This window comes from Streptomyces sp. TS71-3 (genome assembly GCF_018327685.1).
GTDB lineage: Bacteria > Actinomycetota > Actinomycetes > Streptomycetales > Streptomycetaceae > Streptomyces.
The window spans coordinates 3458721-3483987 of record NZ_BNEL01000001.1; the positions used below are offsets into that span (position 1 = coordinate 3458721).

Annotated in this window: 23 protein-coding genes and 1 tRNA gene; 11 read left to right on the forward strand and 13 right to left on the reverse strand. The window is 70.8% G+C overall.

The window, feature by feature from the left end:
- Positions 1-139: 139 nt before the first annotated feature.
- Positions 140-1621, forward strand: coding sequence for a DHA2 family efflux MFS transporter permease subunit (locus Sm713_RS14035; protein ID WP_212909960.1), 1482 nt, complete (start codon positions 140-142; stop codon positions 1619-1621).
- A gap of 66 nt (positions 1622-1687) precedes the next feature.
- Here the strand turns inward: Sm713_RS14035 and Sm713_RS14040 are convergent, their stop codons facing one another.
- Entirely contained in the window at positions 1688-2227 is a 540-nt protein-coding gene (locus Sm713_RS14040) for a hypothetical protein (RefSeq protein WP_212909961.1), read from the reverse strand.
- A 150-nt stretch (positions 2228-2377) separates the two neighbouring features.
- On the opposite strand from Sm713_RS14040, the gene Sm713_RS14045 reads away from it, so the two are divergent.
- The 4 genes from Sm713_RS14045 to Sm713_RS14060 all read left to right on the forward strand — a co-directional run bounded on the left by Sm713_RS14045 (position 2378) and on the right by Sm713_RS14060 (position 6631).
- A complete protein-coding gene (locus Sm713_RS14045; protein ID WP_212909962.1) occupies positions 2378-3118 on the forward strand; it encodes a response regulator transcription factor in 741 nt (246 codons plus the stop codon).
- A complete protein-coding gene (locus tag Sm713_RS14050; protein WP_212909963.1) occupies positions 3115-4515 on the forward strand; it encodes a HAMP domain-containing sensor histidine kinase in 1401 nt (466 codons plus the stop codon). The genes Sm713_RS14045 and Sm713_RS14050 overlap by 4 nt, the downstream gene beginning before the upstream one ends.
- Before the next feature lie 195 nt (positions 4516-4710).
- The gene (locus tag Sm713_RS14055) at positions 4711-5199 is read left to right on the forward strand and encodes an anthrone oxygenase family protein (RefSeq protein ID WP_212909964.1); all 489 of its coding nucleotides are present in this window, start codon (positions 4711-4713) and stop codon (positions 5197-5199) included.
- A 355-nt stretch (positions 5200-5554) separates the two neighbouring features.
- The gene (locus Sm713_RS14060; protein ID WP_212909965.1) at positions 5555-6631 is read left to right on the forward strand and encodes a chitinase; all 1077 of its coding nucleotides are present in this window, start codon (positions 5555-5557) and stop codon (positions 6629-6631) included.
- A gap of 163 nt (positions 6632-6794) precedes the next feature.
- On the opposite strand, the gene Sm713_RS14065 is transcribed toward Sm713_RS14060, so the two are convergent.
- The 4 genes from Sm713_RS14065 to Sm713_RS14080 all read right to left on the reverse strand — a co-directional run bounded on the left by Sm713_RS14065 (position 6795) and on the right by Sm713_RS14080 (position 11792).
- The gene (locus tag Sm713_RS14065; RefSeq protein ID WP_212909966.1) at positions 6795-8231 is read right to left on the reverse strand and encodes a GH1 family beta-glucosidase; all 1437 of its coding nucleotides are present in this window, start codon (positions 8229-8231) and stop codon (positions 6795-6797) included.
- A 222-nt stretch (positions 8232-8453) separates the two neighbouring features.
- Positions 8454-9305 carry a carbohydrate ABC transporter permease gene (locus tag Sm713_RS14070; RefSeq protein WP_212909967.1) on the reverse strand — a complete coding sequence of 284 codons (852 nt, stop codon included), beginning with the start codon at positions 9303-9305 and terminating at the stop codon, positions 8454-8456.
- A 127-nt stretch (positions 9306-9432) separates the two neighbouring features.
- Positions 9433-10455, reverse strand: coding sequence for a carbohydrate ABC transporter permease (locus Sm713_RS14075; protein WP_212911994.1), 1023 nt, complete (start codon positions 10453-10455; stop codon positions 9433-9435).
- Between the two features lie 2 nt (positions 10456-10457).
- Positions 10458-11792 (reverse strand): ABC transporter substrate-binding protein, encoded by a 1335-nt coding sequence (locus tag Sm713_RS14080; protein ID WP_212909968.1) that lies wholly within the window; start codon positions 11790-11792, stop codon positions 10458-10460.
- An 810-nt stretch (positions 11793-12602) separates the two neighbouring features.
- On the opposite strand from Sm713_RS14080, the gene Sm713_RS14085 reads away from it, so the two are divergent.
- Positions 12603-13658, forward strand: coding sequence for a LacI family DNA-binding transcriptional regulator (locus Sm713_RS14085; protein ID WP_212909969.1), 1056 nt, complete (start codon positions 12603-12605; stop codon positions 13656-13658).
- A gap of 297 nt (positions 13659-13955) precedes the next feature.
- On the opposite strand, the gene Sm713_RS14090 is transcribed toward Sm713_RS14085, so the two are convergent.
- Positions 13956-15617, reverse strand: coding sequence for a hypothetical protein (locus Sm713_RS14090; protein WP_249416285.1), 1662 nt, complete (start codon positions 15615-15617; stop codon positions 13956-13958).
- Between the two features lie 269 nt (positions 15618-15886).
- Positions 15887-16462, reverse strand: a complete 576-nt coding sequence (locus tag Sm713_RS14095) for an ABATE domain-containing protein (protein ID WP_212909970.1) — start codon at positions 16460-16462, stop codon at positions 15887-15889.
- A 103-nt stretch (positions 16463-16565) separates the two neighbouring features.
- Here Sm713_RS14095 and Sm713_RS14100 point away from each other — a divergent pair, with 103 nt between their 5' ends.
- A complete protein-coding gene (locus tag Sm713_RS14100; RefSeq protein ID WP_212909971.1) occupies positions 16566-17738 on the forward strand; it encodes an epoxide hydrolase family protein in 1173 nt (390 codons plus the stop codon).
- A gap of 114 nt (positions 17739-17852) precedes the next feature.
- Here Sm713_RS14100 and Sm713_RS14105 read toward each other — a convergent pair whose 3' ends face one another.
- The gene (locus Sm713_RS14105) at positions 17853-18797 is read right to left on the reverse strand and encodes an NADP-dependent oxidoreductase (RefSeq protein ID WP_212909972.1); all 945 of its coding nucleotides are present in this window, start codon (positions 18795-18797) and stop codon (positions 17853-17855) included.
- Between the two features lie 93 nt (positions 18798-18890).
- Positions 18891-19808: an NADP-dependent oxidoreductase gene (locus tag Sm713_RS14110; RefSeq protein WP_212909973.1), complete on the reverse strand. Its 918-nt coding sequence runs from the start codon at positions 19806-19808 to the stop codon at positions 18891-18893.
- A gap of 406 nt (positions 19809-20214) precedes the next feature.
- Between Sm713_RS14110 and Sm713_RS14115 the strand changes: the two genes are divergently transcribed.
- The gene (locus tag Sm713_RS14115) at positions 20215-21117 is read left to right on the forward strand and encodes an alpha/beta fold hydrolase (RefSeq protein WP_249416286.1); all 903 of its coding nucleotides are present in this window, start codon (positions 20215-20217) and stop codon (positions 21115-21117) included.
- 178 nt (positions 21118-21295) lie between these two features.
- The gene (locus Sm713_RS14120; RefSeq protein ID WP_212909975.1) at positions 21296-21808 is read left to right on the forward strand and encodes a hypothetical protein; all 513 of its coding nucleotides are present in this window, start codon (positions 21296-21298) and stop codon (positions 21806-21808) included.
- Here the strand turns inward: Sm713_RS14120 and Sm713_RS41660 are convergent.
- Positions 21717-22133 (reverse strand): VOC family protein, encoded by a 417-nt coding sequence (locus Sm713_RS41660; RefSeq protein WP_374195983.1) that lies wholly within the window; start codon positions 22131-22133, stop codon positions 21717-21719. The two genes, Sm713_RS14120 and Sm713_RS41660, sit on opposite strands and share 92 nt — an antisense overlap.
- 42 nt (positions 22134-22175) lie before the next feature.
- Positions 22176-22613, reverse strand: coding sequence for a heme-binding protein (locus Sm713_RS14130; RefSeq protein WP_212909977.1), 438 nt, complete (start codon positions 22611-22613; stop codon positions 22176-22178).
- Between the two features lie 128 nt (positions 22614-22741).
- Between Sm713_RS14130 and Sm713_RS14135 the strand changes: the two genes are divergently transcribed.
- Together Sm713_RS14135 and Sm713_RS14140 are read left to right on the forward strand one after the other, a co-directional pair.
- Positions 22742-23590: a helix-turn-helix transcriptional regulator gene (locus Sm713_RS14135; protein WP_212909978.1), complete on the forward strand. Its 849-nt coding sequence runs from the start codon at positions 22742-22744 to the stop codon at positions 23588-23590.
- 88 nt (positions 23591-23678) lie between these two features.
- Complete coding sequence (locus Sm713_RS14140; protein ID WP_212909979.1) at positions 23679-24185, forward strand: hypothetical protein; 507 nt, start codon at positions 23679-23681, stop codon at positions 24183-24185.
- Between the two features lie 197 nt (positions 24186-24382).
- On the opposite strand, the gene Sm713_RS14145 is transcribed toward Sm713_RS14140, so the two are convergent.
- Together Sm713_RS14145 and orn are read right to left on the reverse strand one after the other, a co-directional pair.
- Positions 24383-24455 (reverse strand) — tRNA-His (locus Sm713_RS14145).
- A gap of 138 nt (positions 24456-24593) precedes the next feature.
- Complete coding sequence (gene orn, locus Sm713_RS14150; RefSeq protein ID WP_212909980.1) at positions 24594-25196, reverse strand: oligoribonuclease; 603 nt, start codon at positions 25194-25196, stop codon at positions 24594-24596.
- Between the last annotated feature and the right edge of the window lie 71 nt (positions 25197-25267).

Consider the following 25267-nt stretch of genomic DNA (forward strand, 5'->3'; position numbering starts at 1 on the left):
CGGTCGAATTCAGGCTGGCCTGAATGAGGCGGAGGTCTCCCGCGCCCGCGGGGGCCCGCGGCGATCGCCGCCATCCGGCAGCCACATCAGGTGAGCGGTCTGGCGACTCGGGTGGTTCTTTTCCCTGGAAGGTTGAGAAGTGGCCACATCACAACAGAGCGAGAGCAGACCTCCGCTCGACAAGTCCCGCGACGGGCTCGATCGCGGGGTTCTCCTCGTGGCCGGCGTGATCGTTCTCGGCGGGATCATGTCGATCCTCGACATCACGGTGGTGTCGGTCGGGCTGGAGACGTTCCAGAAGGAGTTCAGAGCGACCTCCGCCCAGGTGGCCTGGACGATGACCGGCTACACGCTGGCTCTGGCCAGCGTCATCCCGCTCACCGGCTGGGCCGCCGACAGGTTCGGCACCAAACGGCTCTACCTGCTCGCGATCACCCTGTTCGCCGCCGGCTCCGCGCTGTGCGCCGCCGCCACCTCTCTTGAGATGCTCGTCGCGTTCCGGGTCGTCCAGGGCCTCGGCGGCGGCATGCTGATGCCGCTCGGCATGACGATCCTGACGCGGGCCGCCGGCCCCGAGAGAGTCGGCCGGGTGATGGCCGTACTCGGTATCCCCATGCTGCTCGGCCCGATCTTCGGCCCCATTCTCGGCGGCTGGCTGATCGACGTCGCCTCATGGCACTGGATCTTCCTGATCAACGTGCCGATCGGCGTGATCGCGTTGGTCTACGCGGCGAAAGTCCTGCCCAAGGACCGGGTGGAGCCTTCGGAGACCTTCGACTGGCTGGGAATGGTGATGCTCTCGCCGGGACTGGCGACATTCCTGTACGGCGTTTCGACCATCCCCGAGACCGGCACCGTCTGGGACGCCGAGGTGCTCGTGCCCGCGGTCATCGGCCTCGTCCTGATCGCGGCGTTCGTGCCGTGGGCCCTGCACCGGCGCAACATCCATCCGCTGGTCGACCTGCGCCTGCTCCTCAACCGGGACATGAGCATCTCGGTGATCGCGATGTCGCTGTTCGCCGTCGCCTTCTTCGGCGCCAGCCTGCTGTTCCCGCTCTACTTCCAGCAGGTGCGCGGCGAGTCGGCGCTCGACTCCGGGCTCCTCCTCGCCCCGCAGGGCATAGGAGCGATGATCACCATGCCGATCGCCGGGATGCTCGCCGACAGGATAGGCCCCGGCAAGATCGTGATGACCGGCATCGCCGTGATCACCGTGGGCATGGGCATGTTCACACAACTGACCGCCGAGACCTCCTACACCTACGTCATCACCGCACTCTTCGTGATGGGCCTCGGCATGGGCGCCGCCATGATGCCGATCATGGCATCGGCGCTGGCCACCCTGAAGGACCACAACGTCGCCCGGGGCTCGACACTGATGAACATCGTCCAGCAGGTGGCGGCCTCGATCGGCACCGCCCTGTTCTCGGTGCTCCTCACGAACGGCCTCAAGGACATCACCGCGACCTCTCCCGTCCAGGTACGCGACGAGATGGGTGACGCGTTCGCCGGGGTGTTCCTCGTGGCGGCCGTCCTCATCGCGGTCTGCCTGGTCCCCGCCGCCCTGCTGCCCCGCAGGAAGGCCAAGGCCGCCGACCCCACGGTGATGGTGGGCCACTGAGTTCCGGCGGCTGCCCGTCCGGGCCGGTCCGGGGTCGGGCCGGCCCGGTGCGCCCCGGCCCGCGGGTCAGTACGTGACGATCTGGACCTGCGGCTGGTGCCCGTTCCAGGTGCAGAACACCGACACCTCGTCGGAGTCCCTGGTGAACTCGACCCGGATCCAGTCGGGTTCCTTCCACACCTGCATCGACCAGCCCGGATCGGGTGTCGCGGACACCAGGCTCGCGGAGGCCCGGCTGATGTCCAGCACCACCCGGCCGCCCGGGGTGTCGTAGCCCCGTACGACCCCTTCGTCGGTGTCCTCCTGGGGCGCCGACGGGCTCGGCGGGTCGCTCGGCTTCTGCTTCGGCGGGGTGCCGTGCGAGGGCGGGGGCGGCTGGGGGGAGTGGGTGCGGGGGGTGGGCGAGGGCGAGGGACGCGGGCGGTGCGTGGACGACGAGAGGGGCTCCGTGGCGTCCGGCGTCATTCCGCCGCCCGTGATGGGCACCGCGCGCGGCGGGTCGTAGGCGGTGCCGGCGAGGACCGTGTGCACACCCCACCACGAGAGCGTGACCGCAGCGCCGGTGGCGAGCGACCAAGCCAGGCCGTGGACCAGTCCCTTGAGCATCCCGGCCATAGTGCCGCACCGGGCGCACCCCTGTCCCCGCCCGGTCCCGGGTTGTCGGGAAACCGCACCCCGCGGGGTGCGGGAGCACCCTGCCGTCTCTTGGGGCCCGAGCGGGACGGGGGACCGTTCCCATGGCGTACGGTGCCGGGCATGGCTCGTGTGCTCGTGGTCGAGGACGACCCCTTCGTACGCTCGGCCCTCATCCGGCACCTCACGGAACTGCCAGGGGCAAACCCCGCACTCCGGGCCGCCGGCGCCGACCCCCACACCGTGCGCAGCGTCGGCACCGCTCTGGAAGCGCTCCGCGAGGTCGCGCACCACCAGTTCGACGTGGTCATACTCGACCTCGGGCTGCCCGACCTGGACGGCGCCGAGGCGCTGAAGATGCTGCGGGGCATCACGGACGTGCCCGTGATCATCGCCACCGCGCGCGACGACGAGACCGAGATCGTCCGGCTCCTCAACGACGGCGCCGACGACTACCTCACCAAGCCGTTCTCCGTGGAGCACCTCTCCGCCCGGATCGCCGCGGTGCTGCGACGCTCCCGCGCGAGCACCCGGACGGTGCCGCCGGACCGGGTGATCCAGGTGGGCGGGCTCCACATCGACCCGCTGCGCCGCGAGGCCGAGCTGGACGGCGCCCGGCTCGACCTGACCCGCCGCGAGTTCGACCTGCTGGCCTTCCTCGCGGGCCGCCCCGGAGTCGTCGTACCCCGCAGGGAACTGCTCGCCGCGGTGTGGCAGCAGGCCTACGGCGACGACCAGACCATCGACGTGCACCTCTCCTGGCTGCGCAGGAAGCTCGGCGAGACGGCGGCCCGGCCGCGCTACCTGCACACCCTGCGGGGTGTCGGCGTGAAGCTGGAGCCGCCGCGGGAGGCCGCCCGATGAGGTGGGCGCTGGTCCGGGTCTGCCTGGCCGTCACCGCGATGGTCGTCGTCGCCTTCGCCGTACCCCTCGGTCTCGTCGTCAAGGAGATGGCGCGCGACCGGGCCATCTCCGACGCGGAACGCAGGGCCGCGGCCCTCGGCCCGACGCTCTCCATCACCCAGGACCGCAGCGAGCTGACCCGCGCCCTCGCCGCCGCCCAGGACGGACCGGGCAACCGGATCGCCCTGCACATCCCGGCCACCGGCGGCGCCCCCGCCCTCGACCTCGGGACCCGCCGGGCCGCCGAGGACGACCTCGCCACCACCCGCAGGCTGGGCCGGGCCTCCATCTCCGCGGTGCCCGGCGGCTCCGTGCTGCTCCAGCCCACCGCGCTCAGCTCCGGGAAGATCGCCCTGGTCGAGGTCTTCGTGCCGGAGGCCGAGATGACCAAGGGCGTGCAGCGGGCCTGGCTGGTGCTGGGTGCCGTGGGCATCGCGCTGATCGTCGGCTCCGTCGCCGTCGCCGACCGGCTCGGCATCCGGATGGTCAAGCCGGCCCGCCGCCTGGTGGGTGCCGCCCACGAACTCGGCGAGGGACGGCTCGGGGCGCGGGTCCCCGAGGAGGGCCCCACCGAACTACGGCTCGCGGCCGTCGCGTTCAACTCCATGGCCGACCAGGTGGTGCAGCTCCTCGCCAACGAACGGGAGCTGGCGGCCGACCTGTCCCACCGGCTGCGCACCCCGCTGACCGTGCTCAGGCTCAACGCCGCCTCCCTCGGCGACGGCCCCGCGGCCGAGCAGACCCGGGCCGCCGTCGAGCAGTTGGAACGCGAGGTGGACACCATCATCGCCACGGCGCGCGCCGCCAAGCCGCAGACCGCGGCCCCAGGGCCCGGGGCCGGGTGCGACGCCGCCGAGGTGATCCGGGAGAGGATGGGCTTCTGGTCGGCGCTCGCCGAGGACGAGGGGCGCACGGTGCGGGTGGCGGGCGTGGAGCGTCCGGTACGCATCCCCGTGGCGCGCGCCGACCTCGCCGCCGCGCTCGACGCACTGCTCGGCAACGTCTTCCGGCACACCCCGGAGGGCACCGCCTTCTCGGTGGACGTCCACAACGGCGAGGACGCGGTGCTGGTGCTGGTCTCCGACGCGGGCCCCGGCATCCCCGACCCGCGCGCCGCGCTGGCCCGCGGCGCCAGCTCGGGGGGCGCCGGCTCGACCGGGCTCGGCCTCGACATCGTGCGCAGGCTCGCGGAGTCCACCGGGGGCGACGTACGGATCGGGCGCTCCGTGCTGGGCGGCACGGAGGTGCGGATCTGGCTCCAGCTCCGGGACCGCGGCGCCGACGGCCGCCGCGTCACCGGCCGCCTGCGGCGCGCCCACCGGGTGTCACGGCGTCCTCGCACGGCGGGGGCGTCCTGAGCGGGCCACGGCTCCGGCAGGGTTCAGACGTTCCCTTGCGGCAGGTTCCGCCCGCCCCCGCAGCATCAGGCGATGAGGCCCCCTGGAAAAAGCCCTTGAATCACCCACCTGCCCGGTGGGTTGTAGCTCAGTGCCCGCCTCAGGCGTGTGGTGGGCTGAGGTCATGCCGGCCAGGGTCCGACGGGAGCGTGAGCGATGACGAACGCCCTGCTCGTCAAGATCACGCGATATGTGAGCCTTCTGGGCAGCGGGGTGGTCGCCGGGGGCGCCCTCGCCACGCTCATCCTCGAACTGGCCCTGCGCCGCCTGAGCGGGCCCGACTACGTCGAGGTCCGGCAGGCGGAGCACGACTGGTTCCCCTGGTACATCGGCGCCACCCTCGGACCCACGTTCGTCGCCGTGGCGGTGCTGGTCCTCCTTGCGTGGAGGACCGGCAGCCCCGCGCTGCGCCCCGCGGCCGCGGCGTTCGTCCTGCTCGTGCTGGCTCTGGTGCTCTCGTTCGCGGTCAACGCGCCCATCAACCTCGCGCAGGTCGACTGGAACGCGCAGACGCCCCCGGCGGACTGGGCGGGTATCCGCGACCGCTGGCAGATCGCGCACGGCATCCGGACCGCCTTCTGCGCGATCTCGTTCGGCTTCGTCGGAGTCGCGGTCATCGACCGGCCGTTCGGACGCGCGAGCTGACGCGAGGTCCCCGGCCGGATGCGGCGAAGCCGGTCCACGAGGCCCCGCGCGCTGGGACGCGCCCGTTCCCGGACCACGTCACCGCCGGCTCACCCCCGCCCCTGCGGGCCTCCTTTAATCGACCCCGATGCCTTCCTTAAGAGCAGCCTAAGAACGCCAACTCCCGTCCGTACAATCCGATTCGCCCGGTTCCCGGTCGCTACGGTGCTGCGCATGACCCCCCACGGGCGTCCGCCCCGGACCCCGGGGCTCCCCCTCGCCCCGGGCGTCCGGTTCGACGGGAGCGGGCGTCCCCGACCGAGTGCCGGCTTCCGCTGAACAAGGCGGGCCGCGGCACAGCTAAGGCAGGCACGTGATGACCAGCATGCACCGTCGCAGGGCCAGTTCGACGACCAAGACGATGCGGGGCTTCGTCGCCGCGGGCATGGTGGTGGGCGGCGGATTCCTCTTCTCCGCCACCGCACTCGCCACCCCCACCGCCGCGCCGGGCTCCGACGGGCAGGCGGCCGGCGGCGCGTTCGCGCCGTACGTCGACACCTCGCTCTCCCCGGCCTTCGACCTCGTGGCGACCGCGAAGGACACCGGCGTCGACACCTTCAACCTCGCCTTCCTCACCTCGGGCGGCGGCTGCGATCCCAAGTGGGGCGGCTGGGGGTCCCTCCCACGCCCTCAAGGCAGTGGGGGAGGCGACCTGAACTCCAACGAGGTGGCCGGTCAGATCGACGACCTGCGTGCCGCGGGCGGCGACGTCCGGGTCTCCTTCGGCGGCGCCTCCGGCTCCGAGCTCGCGCTCGCCTGCTCCAGCGCCGACGAGCTCGCCGGGGCCTACGGCAAGGCGATCGACGCCTTCAAGCTCACCAAGGTCGACTTCGACATCGAGGGCTCCGCGCTGCCGAACACGGAGGCCAACACCCGCCGCGCCCAGGCCATCGCCCAGCTCCAGAAGGACCACCCCGACCTGGACGTGTCGTTCACCCTCCCGGTGATGCCCGAGGGTCTCACCCAGCCCGGCACCGACCTGCTCAAGAACGCCAAGGACAACGGTGTCAACGTCTCCGCCGTCAACATCATGGCGATGGACTACGGCCCCTCGTACAGCGACGACATGGCGAAGTACGCCGAGCAGGCCGCCACCGCCGCCCAGGGGCAGATCAAGGACGCGCTCGGGGTCTCCGACAGCGAGGCCTGGCAGAAGGTCGCGATCACCCCGATGATCGGCGTCAACGACGTCAACACCGAGAAGTTCACCGTCGACAACGCCACCGAGCTGGTGAAGTTCGCCCAGGAGAAGGGCGCGGGCTGGCTCTCCATGTGGTCCGCCACCCGTGACAAGCCGTGCGACGGCGGCTCGTCCGGCAGTGCCCAGCCCACCTGCTCCTCGATCGACCAGGACGCCCTCGCGTTCACGAAGGCCTTCGGCGCCTACAAGTGAGCCGGGCCCCGCAACCGGCTCCGTGAGGGCAACCGGCCCCTGAGGCCGACCGATCCCGAGCCAACCGGCCCCTGAGGCCGACCGACCCCTGACCACCACCACCCCCCACAAGTGCGCGCCCCGGCCGGCTTCCCCCCACACGGCCGGGGCGCGCCCCCGTCCGTCAGCCCGTCGGGCCCGAGTGCCAGGTGAAGTCCACCGGCAGCGCACCGCCGCGTGCCAGGTCCGCGTACCACAGGGCGCTCGCCTTGGGGGTGCGGACCTGCGTGGCGTAGTCCACGTACACCGCGCCGAAGCGCTTGCCGTAGCCGTGCGCCCACTCGAAGTTGTCCATCAGGGACCAGAGGTAGTAGCCGCGGACGTCGGCCCCGTCGGCGATGGCGCGGTGCACCGCCTTCAGGTGGCCGTGCAGGTAGGCGATCCGCTCGGGGTCGTTGACCTGGCCGTCGGTCTCCGGCTTGTCGTCGTAGGCGGCGCCGTTCTCGGTGACGTACAGCTCCAGGTCCGGCCGCATCCTGCTGTAGCGCGTGATCAGGTCGTACAGCCCGGTCGGGTCGATGGCCCAGCCCATCTCGGTGCACTCGCCGGGCGGCTGGTGGAAGGTGACCTCGTCGGCGGCCGGCCACGGGGAGTGCTCGCTGACGCCGTGGTTGGTGGCGATCGGCCCGGACGGCGCGTTCGACTTCGCGGACACCAGCACCGGCGTGTAGTAGTTGAGGCCGAGCGCGTCCACCGGCTGGTGGCAGGCGGCGAGGTCGCCGTCCTCGACGAAGCTCCAGTCGGTGAGCGCGGCGGTGTCCGTGAACAGCGAGTCCGGGTAGGCGCCCCGGAGCATCGGGCCGTGGAAGACGCCGTTCGCGAGGTTGTCCACCCGGCGCTGCGCGTCAAGGTCCGCGGGGTCGTCCGTGAGCGGCCTGATGACCTGGGAGTTGAGGCTCAACGCGATGGTGGCCCGGGCCGGCAGGATGCTCCGCAGGGCGCTGGTGGCCAGGCCGTGCGCCAGGTTGAGGTGGTGCGCGGCGCGCAGCGAGGCGGCCGGGTCGGTGCGGCCGGGGGCGTGCACGCCGGAGGAGTAGCCGAGGAAGGCGGCGCACCAGGGCTCGTTGACGGTCATCCAGCGCTCGACCCGGTCGCCGAGCGCTTCGCCGAGGATCGTGGCGTATTCGGCGAAGCGATACGCCGTCTCGCGCTCCGGCCAGCCTCCCGCGTCCTCAAGTTCCTGCGGGAGGTCCCAGTGGTAGAGCGTCAGGGCGGGTTGGATGCCGTGTTCCAGCAGCTCGTCGACGAGCCGGCGGTAGAAGTCCAGGCCGCGCTGGACCGCGGGGCCCCGGCCGGTGGGCTGCACGCGGGACCACGAGACGGAGAAGCGGTACGCCTTCAGGCCGAGGCCCGCCATCATCGCCACGTCGTCGCGGTAGCGGTGGTAGTGGTCGACGGCGACGTCGCCGTTCTCGTCGAAGGCCACCTTGCCGGGGGTATGGCTGAAGGTGTCCCAGATCGAGGGAGTGCGGCCGTCCTCCCGCACCGCTCCCTCGATCTGGTATGCGGAAGTCGCCGCCCCCCAGAGGAAGCCAGGGGGGAAGGTCAGTGATTCAGGCATGGAAGCGCTCCCATAGTCAGGTTCGGGGAAGGGACGGAAGGGCTGGACGGGGTGGAGGTGGACGCGTACGGGACGGGGGAGGGCGGCGCCCGGCCGCCCCCGGAGGGCGGCGACGCGGTACGGGCGCCGCGGTCCGGACACCGCGTCGGCCGCCGTCCGTTCGGGCCGGGCCGGTCCCGGACCCGCTGGACGGGGCCGGCCGCGTGAGAGTGCGACGGGCTCTCAGCCCTTGACGGCGCCCTGCATGATGCCGCCGACGATCTGCTTGCCGAACAGGACGAAGGCGACCAGCAGCGGCAGGGTGCCCAGCAGGGCACCCGCCATGATGACCGCCTGATCAGGGATATACCCCGTACCGAGCTGGTTCAGGGCCACCTGAACGGTGGGATTCGCCTGGTTCAGCGCGATGATGGGCCACAGGAAGTCGTTCCAGGCCATCACGAACGTCAGCAGGCCCAGGACGGCCATCGCGGGGCGGGCCGCGGGGAACACCACGTGCCAGATGATCCGGGGGCTGCTCGCCCCGTCCACCCTGGCCGCCTCGATCAGCTCGCCCGGCAGCGCCTGTACGAGGTACTGCCGCATGAAGAACACCCCGAAGGCGCTCACCAGCGTCGGCAGGATCACCGCCTGGAGCTGGTTCGACCAGTGCAGGTCCGCCATCCACAGGTAGAGCGGCACCACCCCGAGCTGCGGCGGCACCATCATCGTGCCGATGGTGACCAGCAGGAGCGTGCTGCTGAACCTGAACTTCAGCTTGGCGAACGCGAACCCGGCGATGGTCGAGAAGAGCACCGTGCCCACGGTGATGCTGCCCGCGACGATCACGGAGTTGACCATCGCCTTGCCGAGACCGCCCTGCTCCCAGGCCGTCGACAGGTTCTTGAACAGGTTGCCGCCGAACCACAGCGGCGGCGGGGTCTGGGCGAGCCGCTGGTCCGTCCGGGACGCGGCGACCGCCGTCCAGATCAGCGGAAGCAGGGACACCACCGTGAACACGCTGAGCACGGTGTAGGTGACGGGACCGGCGTGCAACTGCCGGCCGGCCCGCGGGGCCAGGGCGGTGGACCTCACTGGACTCCTCCTCGCGGACGTCGCGGATGTCGTGGATCCCGCGGATGTCGCGGCCGGGCACCGGGCCGGCGCGCCGGGCCGCTGGGGTGGCGGGCGGAGCGGGGAGCGCGCCCCGGGACGTACCGCATCAGTCTTTCCTCAGGCGTCGGGCGACCAGCATGTTGATCGCGGCGATGATCAGCAGGATCAGGAACATCGTCCAGGCGATGGCGGACGCCTTGCCCAGATTGCCGATCACCCAGCCCTGGTCGTACATGTAGAGGCCCAGCGTCTGGAACTGGTGGTCCGCGCCGCCCTTCGACCCGGAGTTGCCGCCGAACAGCAGCGGCTCGCCGAAGAGCTGGGTGGCCCCGATGGTGGAGACGACGACCGTGAAGAGGATCGTCGGCCGGAGCATCGGGATCGTCACGTGCCGGAACTGCTCCCAGCGCGAGGCCCCGTCGATCGCCGCCGACTCGTACAGGTCCGCGGGCACCGCCTGCATCGCCGCCAGGTAGATCAGGGCGTTGTAGCCGGTCCAGCGCCAGATCACGATCGACGACACGGCGAACTTGGAGCCCCACATCGACTCGCGCCAGTTGACGGGGTCGATGCCGGCGAAGTGCAGCAGCCAGTTGATCGCGCCGCCGTCCCACGAGTAGAGCAGCGTGAAGACGAGCGTGGCGGCGGCCACCGAGGTGGCGTAGGGGGCCAGCATGGTGACGCGCCAGAAGACGGAGCCGCGCAGCTTGTAGTTGAGCAGGTGCGCGATGCCGATGGCCATCAGCAGCTGGGGGACCGTGGAGATCACACCGATGAGGAAGGTGTTCTTCAGGGCGGTCCAGAAGAAATCGCTCTGGATGAGGTTGGTGTAGTTGTCGAGCCCCACCCAGGTCTGGCTGTCCAGGTTCGCCAGCTGCACGCTGTGCAGCGACGACCAGCCCGTGTAGATCAGCGGGAAGAGCCCGAAGGCCCCGAAGAAGAGGAAGAAGGGGGCGATGAAGGCGTACGGGCTCGCCTTCATGTCCCAGCGGTAGAGCCGGCTGCGCCACGAGGACGGCGGCTTCGGCGCGCCGCGCGGGCGCCCGGACGCGGCCGGGGCCGCGCCCCCCTTGGCAGGGGACGCGGTCTCGGCGTGCGCTGAGGTCTCAGGCGTGGTGGTGTGGGACATCGTCACTCGCCCAGGACGTCCTTGATTTCCTTCTCGGCCGCCGACCAGCCCTGCGCGGGGCTCTTGCCCTGCTGCTCGACCTGGAGCACGCCGATGTCGGCGATGGCGCTTCCGATCTGCTGGTCCTTGAGCCCGAAGGTGGCCACGGGGATGTTCTTGGCCGCGTCACCGAAGATCTGCGCGATGGGCGCGTCGTTGAAGTACGCGTTGGTGGCAGGCTGCGGCTTCAGCGAGGCGTACGCCGACGGGGTGGACGGGAAGGAGCCCTGCTTGGCGAAGACCTTCGCCTGCTGCTCGGGAGCCGTCAGCCACTGCGCGAGCTTGATCGCCTCCGCCTTGTGCTTGCCCTGCGAGGGCACGCCCACGAACGAGCCGCCCCAGCTCGCGGAGTTGGGCGCCGCCGCCACGTCCCACTTGCCCCTGCCAGCGTCGCCGGCCTTCTCCTGGATGTAGCCGAGCATCCACGGCGGACAGGAGACGGTCGCGAACTTGCCGTTGGCGTACGCCTGGTCCCACGGCTTGTCGAACTGCTTCAGCTTCGCGGACATGTTGCTCGTGGCGACCTGCATCGAGGTGTCCCACGCCTGCTTGCGGCCCGCGCTCTTCTCGTAGTCCGGCTGGCCGTCCGCGCCGTAGTAGCGGTCCTTGGAGCCCGAGATCACGGCGTTGTAGACGCCCGCGGCGCTGTCCACGAACTTGGTGCCGGCCGGCGCCTTCTTCATGTACTGCTTGCCGAGGTCGACGTACTTGTCCCAGTTGCCGGCCCAGAGCTTGGCCAGCTCGTCGCGGTCCGTGGGAAGACCGGCCTTCTGGAACAGGTCCTTGCGGTAGCAGACCGCCATCGGGCCGATGTCGGCGCCCAGCGCCACGAGCTTGCCGTCCTTGCTCGTGGCCTGCTGGGTCTTCCAGTCCACGAACTGGGACTTGTCGTAGCCCTTGGCCTTGCTGAGGTCCTCGAACTTGTCGGCCTGGGTCTGCGCGACCTCGGTGATGTTGGAGATCTCGATGGCCTGGACGTCGTCCGCGCCGCTGCCCGCCTGGAGGCGCGTCAGCATCTTGGGGTAGTAGACGTCGTTCCGCTCGGTGACGTTCTCCTTGATGCTGATGTCCGGATGCAGCTTCATGTACTCGTCGTAGAGACCGGCCTGCTTGTACCCGAAGACACCGAAGGTGCCCACCGTCAGCGTGATCTTGCCGTTCGAGTCGCCGCCGCCCGACGACGTGTCCGACGACCCGTCGGAAGAGTCCTCGGCGCAACCGGCCAGCAGCCCCGTCGTGAGAGCGGCGACGGCCGCGAGGGCCACCAGCCGCCGGGACCCGCGGATGCTCGTGCGCATTGCGTCCTCCTGTTGCCCCTGACGTGCCGACCCCCCGGGCCAACTGCACTGTTGGACAACACGATCAAACGTGCCGGCGGCGCGGGTGGGGAACGTGCGGGAGATGTATGTGCCAGGTACTGTGGGAGCGCTCCCACATGTGATGTGTTGAAGACTCGCGGCTCTGCGCGGGGGTGTCAAGAGAGCGGGGGGTTGATGTGGCGTGAGTTATCGGGCCGTTAGGTCGAGGGGCGGCCTGCGGCCTGGGTGAGCCGGGAGGGGGTGGCCGGGTGGTTCGGTGCGGGTGCGTCTTGGTTTTTGCGCAGTTCCCCGCGCCCCTTTTGGGGTGCTGGGTGCGGGCCCGGTGGCGGGTGGGTGGGGGTGGATGAGGGCGTGGGGGCTTGGGGCGGTGGTTCGGTGCGGGTGGGTTTCGGTTTTTTTGCGCAGTTCCCCGCGCCCCTTGAGGGGGGCTGGGGTGCGGGTTCAGTGGCGGGCGGGTGGCGGGTGGGGTGAGGCTCTGGGGGCTTGGGGGCGTGGTTCGGTGCGGGTGGGTCTCGGTTGCTCGCGCAGTTCCCCGCGCCCCTTGGGGGACGGGGTGCGGCCATGCCGACAGGTGAGCGGGGGCTTGGGGTGGGGGGCTGGTGCGGGGGCGTTTGGGGGGCGCGAGGTTCCCTGCGCCCCCATCGGGGTGCTTGGTGTGGGGCTTGTGGGTGGGGTGGATGAGACCGTGGGGTTGGGGTGGTGTCGGGGCGTCGGGTGGGCGTGGGGGCCGGGCGGGGGAGCCGGGCTGTTAGATTCCTGGCCGGACGGCGGTGGACAGGAGGCGGGTAGATGGCGGGCCACGGAACGCGGGGCCGGAGCGGCGGGCGGCCGACTCTGGAGGAGGTCGCCGCGCGTGCCGGCGTGGGCCGCGGCACGGTCTCCCGGGTGATAAACGGCTCACCCCGGGTCAGCGAGACCACCCGGGCGGCCGTGGAGGCCGCCGTCGCCGAACTGGGCTACGTGCCGAACACCGCGGCCCGCGCGCTGGCCGCCAACCGCACCAACGCCATCGCCCTCGTGGTCCCCGAGCCCGAGACCAGGTTCTTCGCCGAGCCGTACTTCTCCGGGATGCTGCACGGCGTCGGCGCGGAGCTGGCGGACACCGAGATGCAGCTCCTGCTGATCTTCGCGGGCAGCGCGCGCGAGCGGGAGCGGCTCGCCCAGTACCTCGCCGCGCACCGGGTGGACGGCGTGCTGCTCGTCTCCGTGCACGCCGACGACCCGCTTCCCGACCTGCTGGCCGAGCTGGAGATCCCCACGGTGATCAGCGGCCGCAGGTCCGCCGAGGAGACCCTGCCCTCGGTCGAGGCCGACAACTTCGCCGGCGCGCGCTCCGCCGTGCAGCACCTGGTCTCCCGCGGCCGGCGCACCATCGCCCACATCGCGGGCCGTCTGGAGATCTACGGTGCCCAGTGCCGCGTCGACGGCTACCGCGCCGGCCTGGAGGAGGCCGGGCAGCACATCGACGAGCGCCTGATCGTGCCCGGCGACTTCACGGAGGAGGGCGGCCGGCGCGCCATGGCCCAGCTCCTGGAGCACCGCCCCGACCTGGACGCCGTCTTCGCGGCCTCCGACGTGATGGCGGCCGGCGCCCGCCAGACGCTGCGCGCCATGAACCGCCGGATACCGGAGGACGTCGCCCTCATCGGCTTCGACGACTCCGCCATCGCCCGCCACATGGAACCCCCGCTCACCAGCGTGCGGCAGCCCATCGAGGAGATGGGCCGGGCGATGATCGACGTCCTCCTCGCGGAGATCGCCGAGCGGCGGCCGCCGCAGGCGCGGGGGGCCGTGCATCGGCAGGTGCTGCTGCCCACGGAGCTGGTGGAGCGGGATTCTTCCTGAGGGTGCCTGCGGCGGGCCGGGGCCGGGTTCTCTTTTGCGAGGGTTGTGGTTCGGCTGCGGGTGTGTGGGGGGCGTTTGCGCAGTTCCCCGCGCCCCTGATGGGGGTGGTTGGGGCTGGTGGTCTCGTGTTCGTCTGCCGGCCGGTCGTGGTGTTTGCGCAGTTCCCCGCGCCCCTGGTCGGGGTGGTGGGGGCTTCCGGGCTCGTGTGAATCCGCGCCAAGCACCTCTTCGGGCCAACGGGGACGGATCCGTGGACGAACAGGCCGGCGGGCGGCCGTCGCCCTTGCCGTGCCGGTCTTACCGTGTCGGCGTGCCCGTCGCCTCCGCCTGCTCGCAGGCGTTCTGCCAAGGGAATCGGTACTCCGATCCGATGCGGTACTCCCCGGGCGCCGGGACCACCAGCCGTACCCAGTCGCCCGTGGCCCGGACGCAGGCGCCGCCGTTCGCGTGGAGCCAGCGGGAGTACACGACGCGCACGGTGATGCTGCCCTTGTGGCCGGCCCTGACGGTGAGGTGCGAGGCGTCGGAGGTGACCGTGGTGGCGGCGGCGCCCGATACCAGCGGTACCGCGTCCTCGACCCGGTAGACGCTCCAGTAGGGGTCGTGCCAGACCCGGGTCAGCCAGCCGGGGTGGGACCGTACGAGGGCGGCCTCCCGTTCCGCGGGGCCGTCCGGTTGGCCGTGCGGGAGTACGACGAGGCCGACGGCCCAGTGGTCCAGCCATGCGCGGTAGGCGGCGGTGGACGGGTCCGGACGGTAGAACAGCCGGCCGCGGACCACGTCCAGCTGGCGGTTCCAGCCGCGGGCCGTGTCCACGTGGGCCGAGAGGAGGTCGGCCTCGCGGTGGTTGCGCGCCGGCACCACCTCGACCCGGGTGCGGTCGGCCCGCAGGTGCCCCAGCTCCCGGATCACCCCGCTGGTGTGGGCGGCCCAGGGCGGCACGGTGGTGGATACGGAGATGTCGTCCTGCGTCTTCTGCGCCAGCCACAGCGACGACAGGGCGAGCGGGACGAGCAGCAGGGCGCGCCGCCGGGCGGGGGCGAGGTTCAGCAGGCAGGCGAGCAGGGCCGCGGGTGCCGCGAGTTCCGCCAGGCGTTCCACGTTGGTGCCTATCGGCGACGGAACGAGATATACGAGGACGACCCCGGCCGCGTAGACCACCGAGGCGCACCGCAACACCCGCCAGGAGCGGGGCGCGAGCAGCGCGGTCGCCAGGGCCAGGCCCGCCGGTTGCCAGATGCGGTCGGCGGGCATGGGCTGCTCGCCCTGGAACGGGAAGAGCAGCGTCGTCGTGGCGACGACCATCGACGGCGGCAACAGCAGGGGCAGTGCCCTGGACCAGTCCCGGCACAGCAGCCACGCGCCGCCCGCCACCGCCAGGAAGAGGCCCGCCACCGGGCTCGCCATCGTGGCCAGCCCCGCCCACAGCGCCGCGAGCCCGGGGCGGGCGGTGCCGCCGGCCAGCACGAGACACGCCGCCAGCGCGAACGCCGTGCCGAGGGCGAAGGTCGTCCTGCCGGACACGACGTCGCACCACAGGCAGACGGCGGCGAGCAGCGCGGGCCACAGGGGCCTCGCCATGCCGGTGCGCACCATGAGCAGGCCGGCCAACCAGGACGACGCGAGACCCGCCGCGACGCTGACCGTCCTGACACCCGCCGCGGCCATCAAGTACGGGGATATGAGGCTGTAGTTGGCGGTGTGCATGCCAGCGTACCAGAAGAGGTTGTACGCGGAGGACGGGGCCTGCGCGGCGAACCGCGCCCACGCGAGCTGCGCCGCCAGGTCGCCCCCACCGGTCGCCAGGAACCCCGCCCACACCGCGTACAAAGGAGCCGTGACCGCCAGCGCGCACAGGGGCACGCCATAGCGGCGCAGGAAGGCTCGGGCGGTGGCCGGCAGGAGGGCCCCGGCCCTGGGTATCCAGGGCGATATAGCGGGCAACTCGTCGGTGGACATGGAACCGTTCTTCTACCAGTGCGGCGGACGGCGTACGGGGTGTTCAGCAAGATTGTCCGACGAGGCGGTTCCGGCGCCGGAAGCGGACCCCGCGTCGGAAGCGGTCCCGCAGCGGAGGCAGACCACGCGCCGGAAGCGGTCCTCGCGCCGGAGGCAGAACCCGTCGGAAGCGGCCCCCGCACCGGAGGCGGCCGCCGCGGTATCGGCGCCCTCGTCCCGAGCGTCCGCGGATGCCGGACCGGCAGGCCCTGTGCGGGGTCCTGTTCGGATCACTCCACCGATCCGGGCTTCTTGCGCTGGTTGGCGGTGAAGCGCGCCTTCTTCTGGCGATTTCCACACGTGTTCATGTCACACCATTTGCGGGTGCGGCTCTGGCTCGTGTCGAAGAAGGCGGCTCGGCAGGTCGGCGATGCGCACAAGGCCAGCCTTCCGTCCCGTTCGCCCGCGATGATGCTGATCGCGTCGGCGGCGATCACGCTGAGGGCGTCCTCCACGCAGGAGGCCGAGCCGAGCCGCCATCGCCGCTTGCCTTCGGGCGTCAGGATCGCCGCGGCCCGACCCTGGGCGCTGCGGTCGTTGATGACCTGGACGGCGGACGCCGGGAGGGTGTTCTGGAGCGCGGCCGCTGTCGCGACGGCGTGGATCGACTCCCGCAGCTCCCGTGCGAGGTCGAGCTGGGCAGGGGTGCAGGAGTCCACGGCGAGGCCGTTCACCGCCAGCCAGTCGACGAGTCGCTGCGGCGTGGGGATGCGCTCCACGGCGTTGCCGTGACGCTCCGACAGGGTCCCCGTGAAGCTGGTCGCCAGCACGTTGCCGAGGCGGAAGTCAGGGAAGCCGGCACGCATGGAACCACCTTAGCCGGTTGCTGGCCGGCGTGAAGGCATGCTAGAACCGTCTTAGCCGGTTCCCGAGGGGCCGTAGCCAGTGCCGCGATGGCCAGGAGGTCCCATGCCCCGCCCGAGCAGTGACGTGCGAGCATTCGAAGCCCACGCAACCGACGCCGACCTCGACGAGCTGCGCGCGCGACTGGCCGCGGCGCGGCTACCGGAGGCCGAGACGGTCCATCGCGCCGCGCCCGGCCCTCGCCGCTGGGAACAGGGCGTTCCGCTCGCCGACCTCGTCGATGTCGTGCACTACTGGCGCACCGGGTACGACTGGCGGTCGTTCGAAGCGCGCCTCAACCGGATCGGCCAGTTCCGGGCGACCATCGATGGTCTGGGAATCCACTTCCTGCACCGCCGATCCGCGCGCGCGGACGCCACTCCTCTGATCCTGACGCACGGCTGGCCGGGCAGCATTGCCGAGTTCACCGACGTGGTGGACGAGCTGGCGGATCCGAAGGACGCGGGCGCGCCGGCGTTCCACGTCGTGGTCCCGTCGCTGCCCGGCTTCGGTTACAGCGACAAGCCGGCCGCCACCGGCTGGGGAACCGAGAAGATCGCGGCCGCATGGGTGGAACTGATGGGAAGGCTCGGCTACAGCACGTTCGCGGCCCACGGCGGCGACTGGGGAGGCGTGATCACCACGGTCCTCGGCGGCAGGTTCCCGGACCACGTTCTCGGCATCCACACCACGCTCGCGCAGGCACCACCCGGGTTGACGACGGACGGGCTGACGGCGGTCGAGCGGAAGTGGACCGAGGAAACCCGCGATTTCTGGCGCCACCGCGCGGCGTACGCGAAGCAGCAGGCGACCCGGCCGCAGACCATCGGCTACTCGCTCGTCGACTCACCGGTCGGGCTTCTCGCCTGGATCCTCGACAAGTTCGCCGAGTGGTCGGACACCGAGGACAGCCCTTTCGAGAGGATTTCCAGGGACAGGGTTCTCGACGACGTCACCCTGTACTGGCTGACGCGGACCGGTGCGTCGGCGGCCCGCATCTACTACGAGAGCCACAACTCGCTCGATCCCGGACTCCGGGTCGACGTCCCCTCGGCGATCAGCATGTATCCCCGCGACATCGAGAAGTGTCCGCGCCCCTGGGCGCAGGAGCGGTACCGGCAGATCGTCCGATGGAGGTCACCCGGGACCGGCGGACATTTCCCGTCGCTGGAGGTTCCCGAGTATTTCGTCAAGGACCTGCAAGAGGGGCTCGCGGCAGTGCTGGCCGCTCACCGGTGAAGGCGGCCGGGCGGCCGGCACTCGATCGCCGCCTGATCCGGCCCTGGTCCTGGCCCTTCCTGATTCTTCCTGGCTCTTACTTTGTCTTCCGACTTGCTGTTCGACAGGCGCGGCCTACGGACGCACTCGGATGACCGTCTTGCCCGCGACTCGCTCCGTTGAATTGAACGCGGCAACGGCGGTGTCGAGAGTCGCGACCTTGCCGATGTGCGCCCGCACGCGTCCGTCCCGCACCCGCTGGGCGATCTCGCCCAGTTGGGTGCGATCGGAAACGACGATGAAGTCGACGGCCAGGCCCTCGGCGGGGCGCTCCTCAGGGGGCCCAGCGACGGTCACGAGCGTTCCCCCGGCCCGAACCAGGCTCGCGGACCGCTTCCCGATGTCTCCGCCGAAGACGTCGAAGACAAGATCGACCTTGCCGACGGCCTTCAGGTCTTCGTTCTCGAGGTCGACGAACTCGTGGGCGCCGAAATCGAGCGCGGCGCGGCGGTGGGCCTCGCGACCTGTACCGATGATGTGCGCGCCGGCCTCGTGAGCGAGCTGGGCCGCCATGGATCCGACGGCGCCGCCCGCACCGTGTACGAGGACGCTCTGGCCGGCCTGAAGGCGGCCGTGATCGAACAGGCCCTGCCATGCGGTCAGGCCCGTCATCGCGACGCCCGCCCCCACGGTGAAGTCGACGTCGCCCGGCAGCGGCGCGAGGTTGCGTGCTTCGACGACCGCGTACTCCGCGAGGCTGCCGTCGCGGGTCCAGTCCGTGAGGCCGAACACGCGCTGCCCCACCGACAGCCCCGTCGTTCCGTAGCTGAGCGAGGTGACCACGCCGGCCAGCTCGTGGCCGGGGATCACCGGTGTGCGGTCGTGGCCACGGCGATCGACCCAGGTCGAGGGCCATTCCAGCTCGTTCCCGGTGAACCCTGACGCATGGACTTCAACGACCACGTCGCCGTAGTTCGCGCCGTCGAGGGTGGCGAGCCTCGCGGTGTCCGGGGCGGGCCGCTCCGCCAGCCGCATGCCTGCGGTTCCGGACGCCTTGTCCGTCACCACGATCGCCTTCATCGAGTACCTCTCCGAATCTGCTGTCGCCGACGTGACATCTTCCGCTCGCAACGACGTCGTCGATGCCGAATACCGGTGTCCTCGTCTGCGTCCTTACCGGCGAACGCGGACCATCGTCTTCCCCTTGGCCCGGTGCTTCGGATTGAGGGCCCCGACGGCATCATCGAGGGTCGTCACGTTGCCGACGTTGGTCCGCAGCCGCCCGTCCTGAACCCTCCGGACGATCTCACCCAGCTGTGCGCGATCGGCCTCGACGACGAAATCCACCGCCAGGCCCTCGGCCGGCTGGGCCTCCGCCGGTCCGGCGATGGTCACCAGCATTCCGCCGGCGCGGACCAGACCCGCGGAACGCCTCCCGATGTCGCCACCGATCACGTCGAAGACCAGATCCACCTGACCGACGTCCTCCAGGGTGTCGTGGTCGAGGTCGACGAACTCCTGCGCACCGAAGTCGAGTGCGGTCCCCCGGTCGGCGGTGCGTCCGGTGCCGATGACGTATGCGCCGGCTGCTTTCGCGAGTTGGGCCACCATCGAGCCGACGCCGCCGGCCGCGCCGTGCACGAGGACGCTCTGGCCCGCCTGGAACCGGCCGTGCACGAACAGCCCCTGCCACGCGGTCAGGCCCGAGATCGGCAGGCTCGCACCCACGGTGAAGTCGACGTCGCCGGGGAGCGGCGCGAGGTTGCGCGCCTCGATGGCGACACGCTCCGCGAGGGTGCCGTCGCGCGTCCAGTCCGCGAGGCCGAACACCCGCTGTCCCACCGACAGGCCCCGGGTGCCGTAGCCCAGGGCGCTCACGACGCCGGCCACCTCGTGGCCGGGGATCGAGGGGGTGCGGTCCCGGCCGAGCCGGTCGGTCCAGGTTCCGGGCCACGTCAACTCGCCGGGCGTGAACCCCGATGCGTACACCTCGACGAGGACGTCGTTCTGTGTCGCTTCCGGCTCCGGACGCTCCGCCAGTTTCATACCGGCCGTTCCAGCGGCCTGATCCGTAACCACAATGGCCTTCATCCGGCACCTTCCCCTGTCTGGTCCCCGCCCCGGCAGCGCTTCGATCGGTGAGCCTTGGATCCGCCCGCAAAACGTACCAGGACGAACTATTTCTGCTATTGCCGAACCGCCGATTACGCGGGGAAAGCGGCACCACACCGCACGCAAACGGCGCCGTGGCGGTCTCGGCGGCGGCCATGGCCTGGCTGCCGCCTCGGGCGCTTAGCATGGAAAGCGAGATGACCGAGTGGGTCGCCTCGCCGTACTCACCCGTCTGGTGACGCATATCGAGCCACCGACTCCAGGTAGGTGAACAATGGGCATCGGAACAGGACACGTCAAAAGGCTCTTCGCGGTCACCGCTGCTCTGGCGGCCTCCACGACTTCGAGCTCGGGATCACGGGGCGAGAGCGGCGGGGACGGCTCCGTGACGGCGCAGTCACCGTCGTCCTACCCGCAATCGCAGCCACCCCCTGGCTTCCAGTCCGAATACGCGGAGGTGAATGGCTTTCGCATGCACTACATGCGGGGCGGCGAAGGTTCACCCGTGGTGATGATCCACGGGTTCCCCCATTCCTGGGCCGAGTGGCGGAAGCAGATGGGCCAGCTCTCCCGGACGCACACCGTGATCGCGGTCGACCTGCGGGGCACCGGCAACTCCCAGGTCACCACGGATGGTTACCATGCGGCGCAGTTGGCGAAGGACGTGCATGAGCTGCTGAAGCAGCTGGGGCTCAACGACGGCGTCCAGGTGGTCGCCCACGACATCGGTGTGTGGGTGGCCTACGACTACGCGGCGCAATGGCCCTCAGAGGTGCGGAGCATGGCCGTGATGGAAGCGCCCATCCCGGATGAGAACGTCTACAGCTTCCCCGTTCTCAACGCCGACCCGAACCAACCCGCGGTCTGGCACTACGGCCTGTTCCAGCTGCCCCTCGCCGAACGCCTCATCGACGGTCACGAGCGCGTCTTCGTCCAGGACATGATCACCCAGTTCCTGGTGGGAAACGAGTCGCCGTTCACCGCGTCGGACTATGACTTCTACGCCCACTATCTGAAGGAACCCGGCCGCACGACGGCCTGGATGAACGTATACCGTGCGCTCCATACGGACATCCAGCACAACAAGGAGTTCCTGGCCCGGGGCAAACTTCAGATGCCCATACTCGCGGTCGGCGGCCAGGATTCGCTCGGTGAAATGGTCGCCGACCAATGGCGTGACTACGCCGTAGATGTCGAGGCACGAGTCCTGAAGAATTCGGGACACTTCGTGACGGAGGAGAAGCCACAGGAAGTGACGGCCATGTTGCAGTCCTTCCTGCGGGAGTAGCGACAACGGCGGGTACCGGCTGCCCGGGGGGCTCCGCACCCCCCGGGCCCGACGAACTCACCCGCACCGTCGACCCGTTCGGGCTCGTCCCCCGGAGAAGGCCGGGCACCCTGGGGAATAGCTCCGCCTGCCGACCTGTCTGCGTTCCGCCAGCGCAACGGGAAGAACGGGAGTCGCCATGGCGGAGATCGTCGCGGCCGCAGCGGTCGTGCACGCACCCCAACTGCTCAGCCGTCCACCGCACGAGGACATGGCCAAGCTGGACCGCAGTACGGCTGTCCTCGAACGGTTCGGCGAAGTGCTCGCCGAGACCAGGCCGGACGCGGTGATCCTGATCGGCCTCGACCACCTGGAGACGTTCTGGCTGGAGGCCGTGCCGGCGTTCACGCTGGTGCTGTCGCCGGACGTGACCGCGCACTACATGGACCAGCAGAAGACCGTCCGCGTCGACACGGGGCTGGCGACGAGGATCCTGCACGGGGTGATCGAGCGGGACTTCGACCTCACGTACTCCCAGGACGCCCTGCTCGGGCACGCCTTCCTTACCCCGCTGACGTACGTGCTCGGCGAGAGGGACGTGCCGGTCGTCCCTCTCCTCGTCAACACGTACCTGCCGCCGATCCCCTCCCCGCGCCGCGCCCACGCGCTCGGCCGGGCCATCGCCGCCGCGCGCCTTCCCCGACTTCGATGAGCAGCAGTTCATGGTGCGTCCGCCCGGTCGAGAACGCCATGACCGAGCCGCGCATCCGCTCCGGTGTCTCCAGGGCGCGAAATCCGAGCACGTCCGGGTAGAAATGCGCCGAGCGCTCCAGATTCTTGACGAAAAGCACGACGTGGCCGAGCTCGTGGATGTGCATCGTTCCTCCTTGTGACGCACTCCGGACAGCCGCGGCGTGGCTGTTATTCCATGGGCGCCGGGTGGCGTCGGGTGGCGTCGGTCCGCATCGGTCGGCGTCGGTCCGGTCGGTCCGGTGGTCCGCGCCGGTCCGCGAGGAGCCGCGTCCGTTCCCGTCCATCCGCGTCGGTCGGCGTCGAGCTGATGGGGAGCCATGCGAGGCTCACCCGCCTGCCGGAAGTGGAGGTTCCGGCTGGAGCCCGACCTGGGTGGCGGCGAGGATGGCGCAGGCCTCGTCCACGTCGGAGTTGTCGCCGCTGACACCGATCGCGCCCACGATGTCGCCCTCGCCGGTCCGGAGCAGGACGCCGCCGGGTGCCGGCACGACCCTGCCGCCGGTAGCCGCCAGCGCGTTGAAGAACTCGGGGAAGCGGGCGGCGGCGCCGGCGACGCCCCGGGAGCTGAAGCCGAGGCCGAGCGCTCCCCACGCCTTCCCCGTGGCGATCTGAGGCCGCGCGATGCCCGAGCCGGTCTGGCGGTACACCACGACCTCGTGCCCGCCCCCGTCGAGAACGGCGACGGTCAGAGGGGCCGCTCGGCGACGCGTTCCCTCGGCGAGGGCCGCGTCCGCGAGCCGGCGGGCGGTGTCGAAGGTCAGCATGCGTGCTCCTGCGGTGGACGGTGTCGACGCCGCCATGCTCGACCGGCGTGCCGCGACCAGCCAGCGGCCCTCGAACGTAGGGTCGGCGGCACCACCCTCGGCCGCGCCGGACCGGTTATCGTCGCCGTATGGCCGGCAACGAGCTGGGCGCGTTCCTGAGGGCACGCCGGGCGCAGATCAGTCCGCTGGACGTCGGACGGGCGGAGTCCGCCCGGCGCCGGGTGCCGGGGCTGCGCCGGGGCGAGGTCGCCGAACTGGCACAGATCTCCGTCGAGTACTACGTCGAGCTGGAGCAGGGCCGCGGGCGCAACCCGTCGGACCAGGTGGTCGCGGCGCTGGCGCGGGCCCTGCGGCTGGACCACGACGAGCGGGACTACCTCTTCCGCCTGGCCGGCATCGCCGCCCCCTCCGACCACGGCCCCGGCGCCCACGTCGAGGCCGCGGTGCTCAGCCTGCTCGACCACCTCACCGGCATTCCCGCGCAGCTGTTCACCGACCTCTACGAGCTGGTCGCGCAGAACGACCTCGCCGTCGCGCTGCTCGACGAGCCCCTCTCGACCGGACCCGAGGACAGCCAGGTGCGCCGGTGGTTCCTGGATCCGGACACCGCCCGTGCCCGGTACCCGCTCGACGTTCAGCCCGGCGTGTCCCGGGCCTACGTCGCCGACCTGCGCGCGACGAGCGGCCGGCGGCCGCACGACCGGCGCGTCAACGGGTTCGTCGAACGCCTGCGTGCCGGCAGCGCCGAGTTCTCCACGCTGTGGAACGAGGCCGCCGTGCGGGTCCGGCGGTCCGGCAGCCACCAGGTCCGGCATCCGGCACTGGGGGTCATCGACCTGGAGTGCACGGGCATGCTGAGCGAGGACGGCAGGCAGCGGCTGGTGTGGTACTCCCCGCAGGCCGGTGGAGAGGCCGCGGAGCAGTTGCGCCTGCTGACCGTCGTCGGAACGACCGCCTTCACCGATCGCCCCTCGTGACGGTCGTGCCTGCGGGATTCGATGTCACTGCCGTTCGCTATCTTCTGCGGCGGATCGGGAGTACCGAATTCTTCGAGGAGTGGTGACGATGGTGGCGCTGTCCGGGCTGTCGGAGCGCAACGAGTTCTCAGCCGTGATCATCAGGACGGACTTCACGGACGAGGCCGCGTGGCGGGAGGTGACCGCGGAGCTGGACAGCTCCTCCCAGGACGACGACCCCGCGGAGTCCTACGACGTGGTCGACGCGCCGGAGCTGGACGGCGCCGACACGGACGCGATCCTGGCGGCGATATCGGCCGAGGAGGAGCTGTGGAACCAGCTCAGCGTGGTGTTCGTCGCCGACGGCACGACGATGCGCGCCGGCCACCACGCCCTGCTCGCGGTCACCACCCTGACCCGGGAGGACATCGACGACGACGACGAGGCGTACGAGGCCATGGTCGAGTTCGGACGCGAATTCCGCACGGTGCCGAGCGGTGTCCACTCGATCCATGCCAACCTCGAACTGGCCAACATGGATTTCGAGGAGTTCTCGTCGAACGCGCATGAGGACCCGGAGGGCGTCTTCCGCGACTTCCTCTCGACTGCCGGCTGACGCGTCGACCGCCGACTGAACCGGACTCCGGGGGCCTCGGAGGGGGAGGGGCCGGCTCCCGGGACCGGCTCCCCCACCTGGGCCACCTGCACGGTCCGTGCCGTGCCCGTCGCCGTGGGCTCCGGGGGTCTGGCCGGAGGGAACAGCAGAGAGGCCCCTGATCTGCGAATCCGCAGGTCAGGGGCCTCTCCCCAGAGGGTGAGTGACGGGACTCGAACCCGCGGCATCCTGGACCACAACCAGGTGCTCTACCAGCTGAGCTACACCCACCGCGACCGGTGTTCACCCTGTCCGTCCACGACGGCGGGCTCCCTTCCGGACGAGAAAAAGTGTACAGGGTCCCGGCGAGTGCTCACGCACGGCTTTTCGGGGCGCCCTGCCTGCCGTACCGCAGGTACACGGCAATGCTCACTCCGGTGGGAGCACGTGCCGTGTCGCGATGGCCTTGGCGGCGTCCGAGTCGGGTCCGGGCTGCGGTACGAAGACGGCCTCGCGGTAGTAGCGCAGCTCGACGATGGACTCGCGGATGTCGGCGAGGGCGCGGTGGTTGCCGTTCTTCTCCGGGCTGTTGAAGTACGCCCTCGGGTACCAGCGGCGGGCCAGTTCCTTGACGGAGGAGACGTCCACGATCCGGTAGTGCAGGTACTGCTCCAGGTCGGGCATGTCGCGCGCCAGGAAGCCGCGGTCCGTGCCGACGGAGTTGCCGCACAGCGGGGCCTTGCCCGGCTCCTTGACGTGCTCGCGGACATAGGAGAGGACCCGCTCCTGGGCGTCGGCGAGCGTGGTGCCGTCGGCGAGCTCCTCCAGCAGGCCCGAGCTGGTGTGCATCTGCCGCACCACGTCGGGCATCGTCTCCAGTGCCGGCTCCGGCGGGCGGATCACGATGTCCACGCCGTCGCCGAGCACGTTCAGCTCCGAGTCGGTGACCAGTGCGGCCACCTCGATGAGCGCGTCCTTCGTCAGCGAGAGCCCGGTCATCTCGCAGTCGATCCAGACCATGCGATCGTTCATGCGGCCTACCCTACGCGGAGCGCCCCTTTCCGGGGCGCGAGGATCCGAAGCGGTGGTGTGCGTCTACCGGT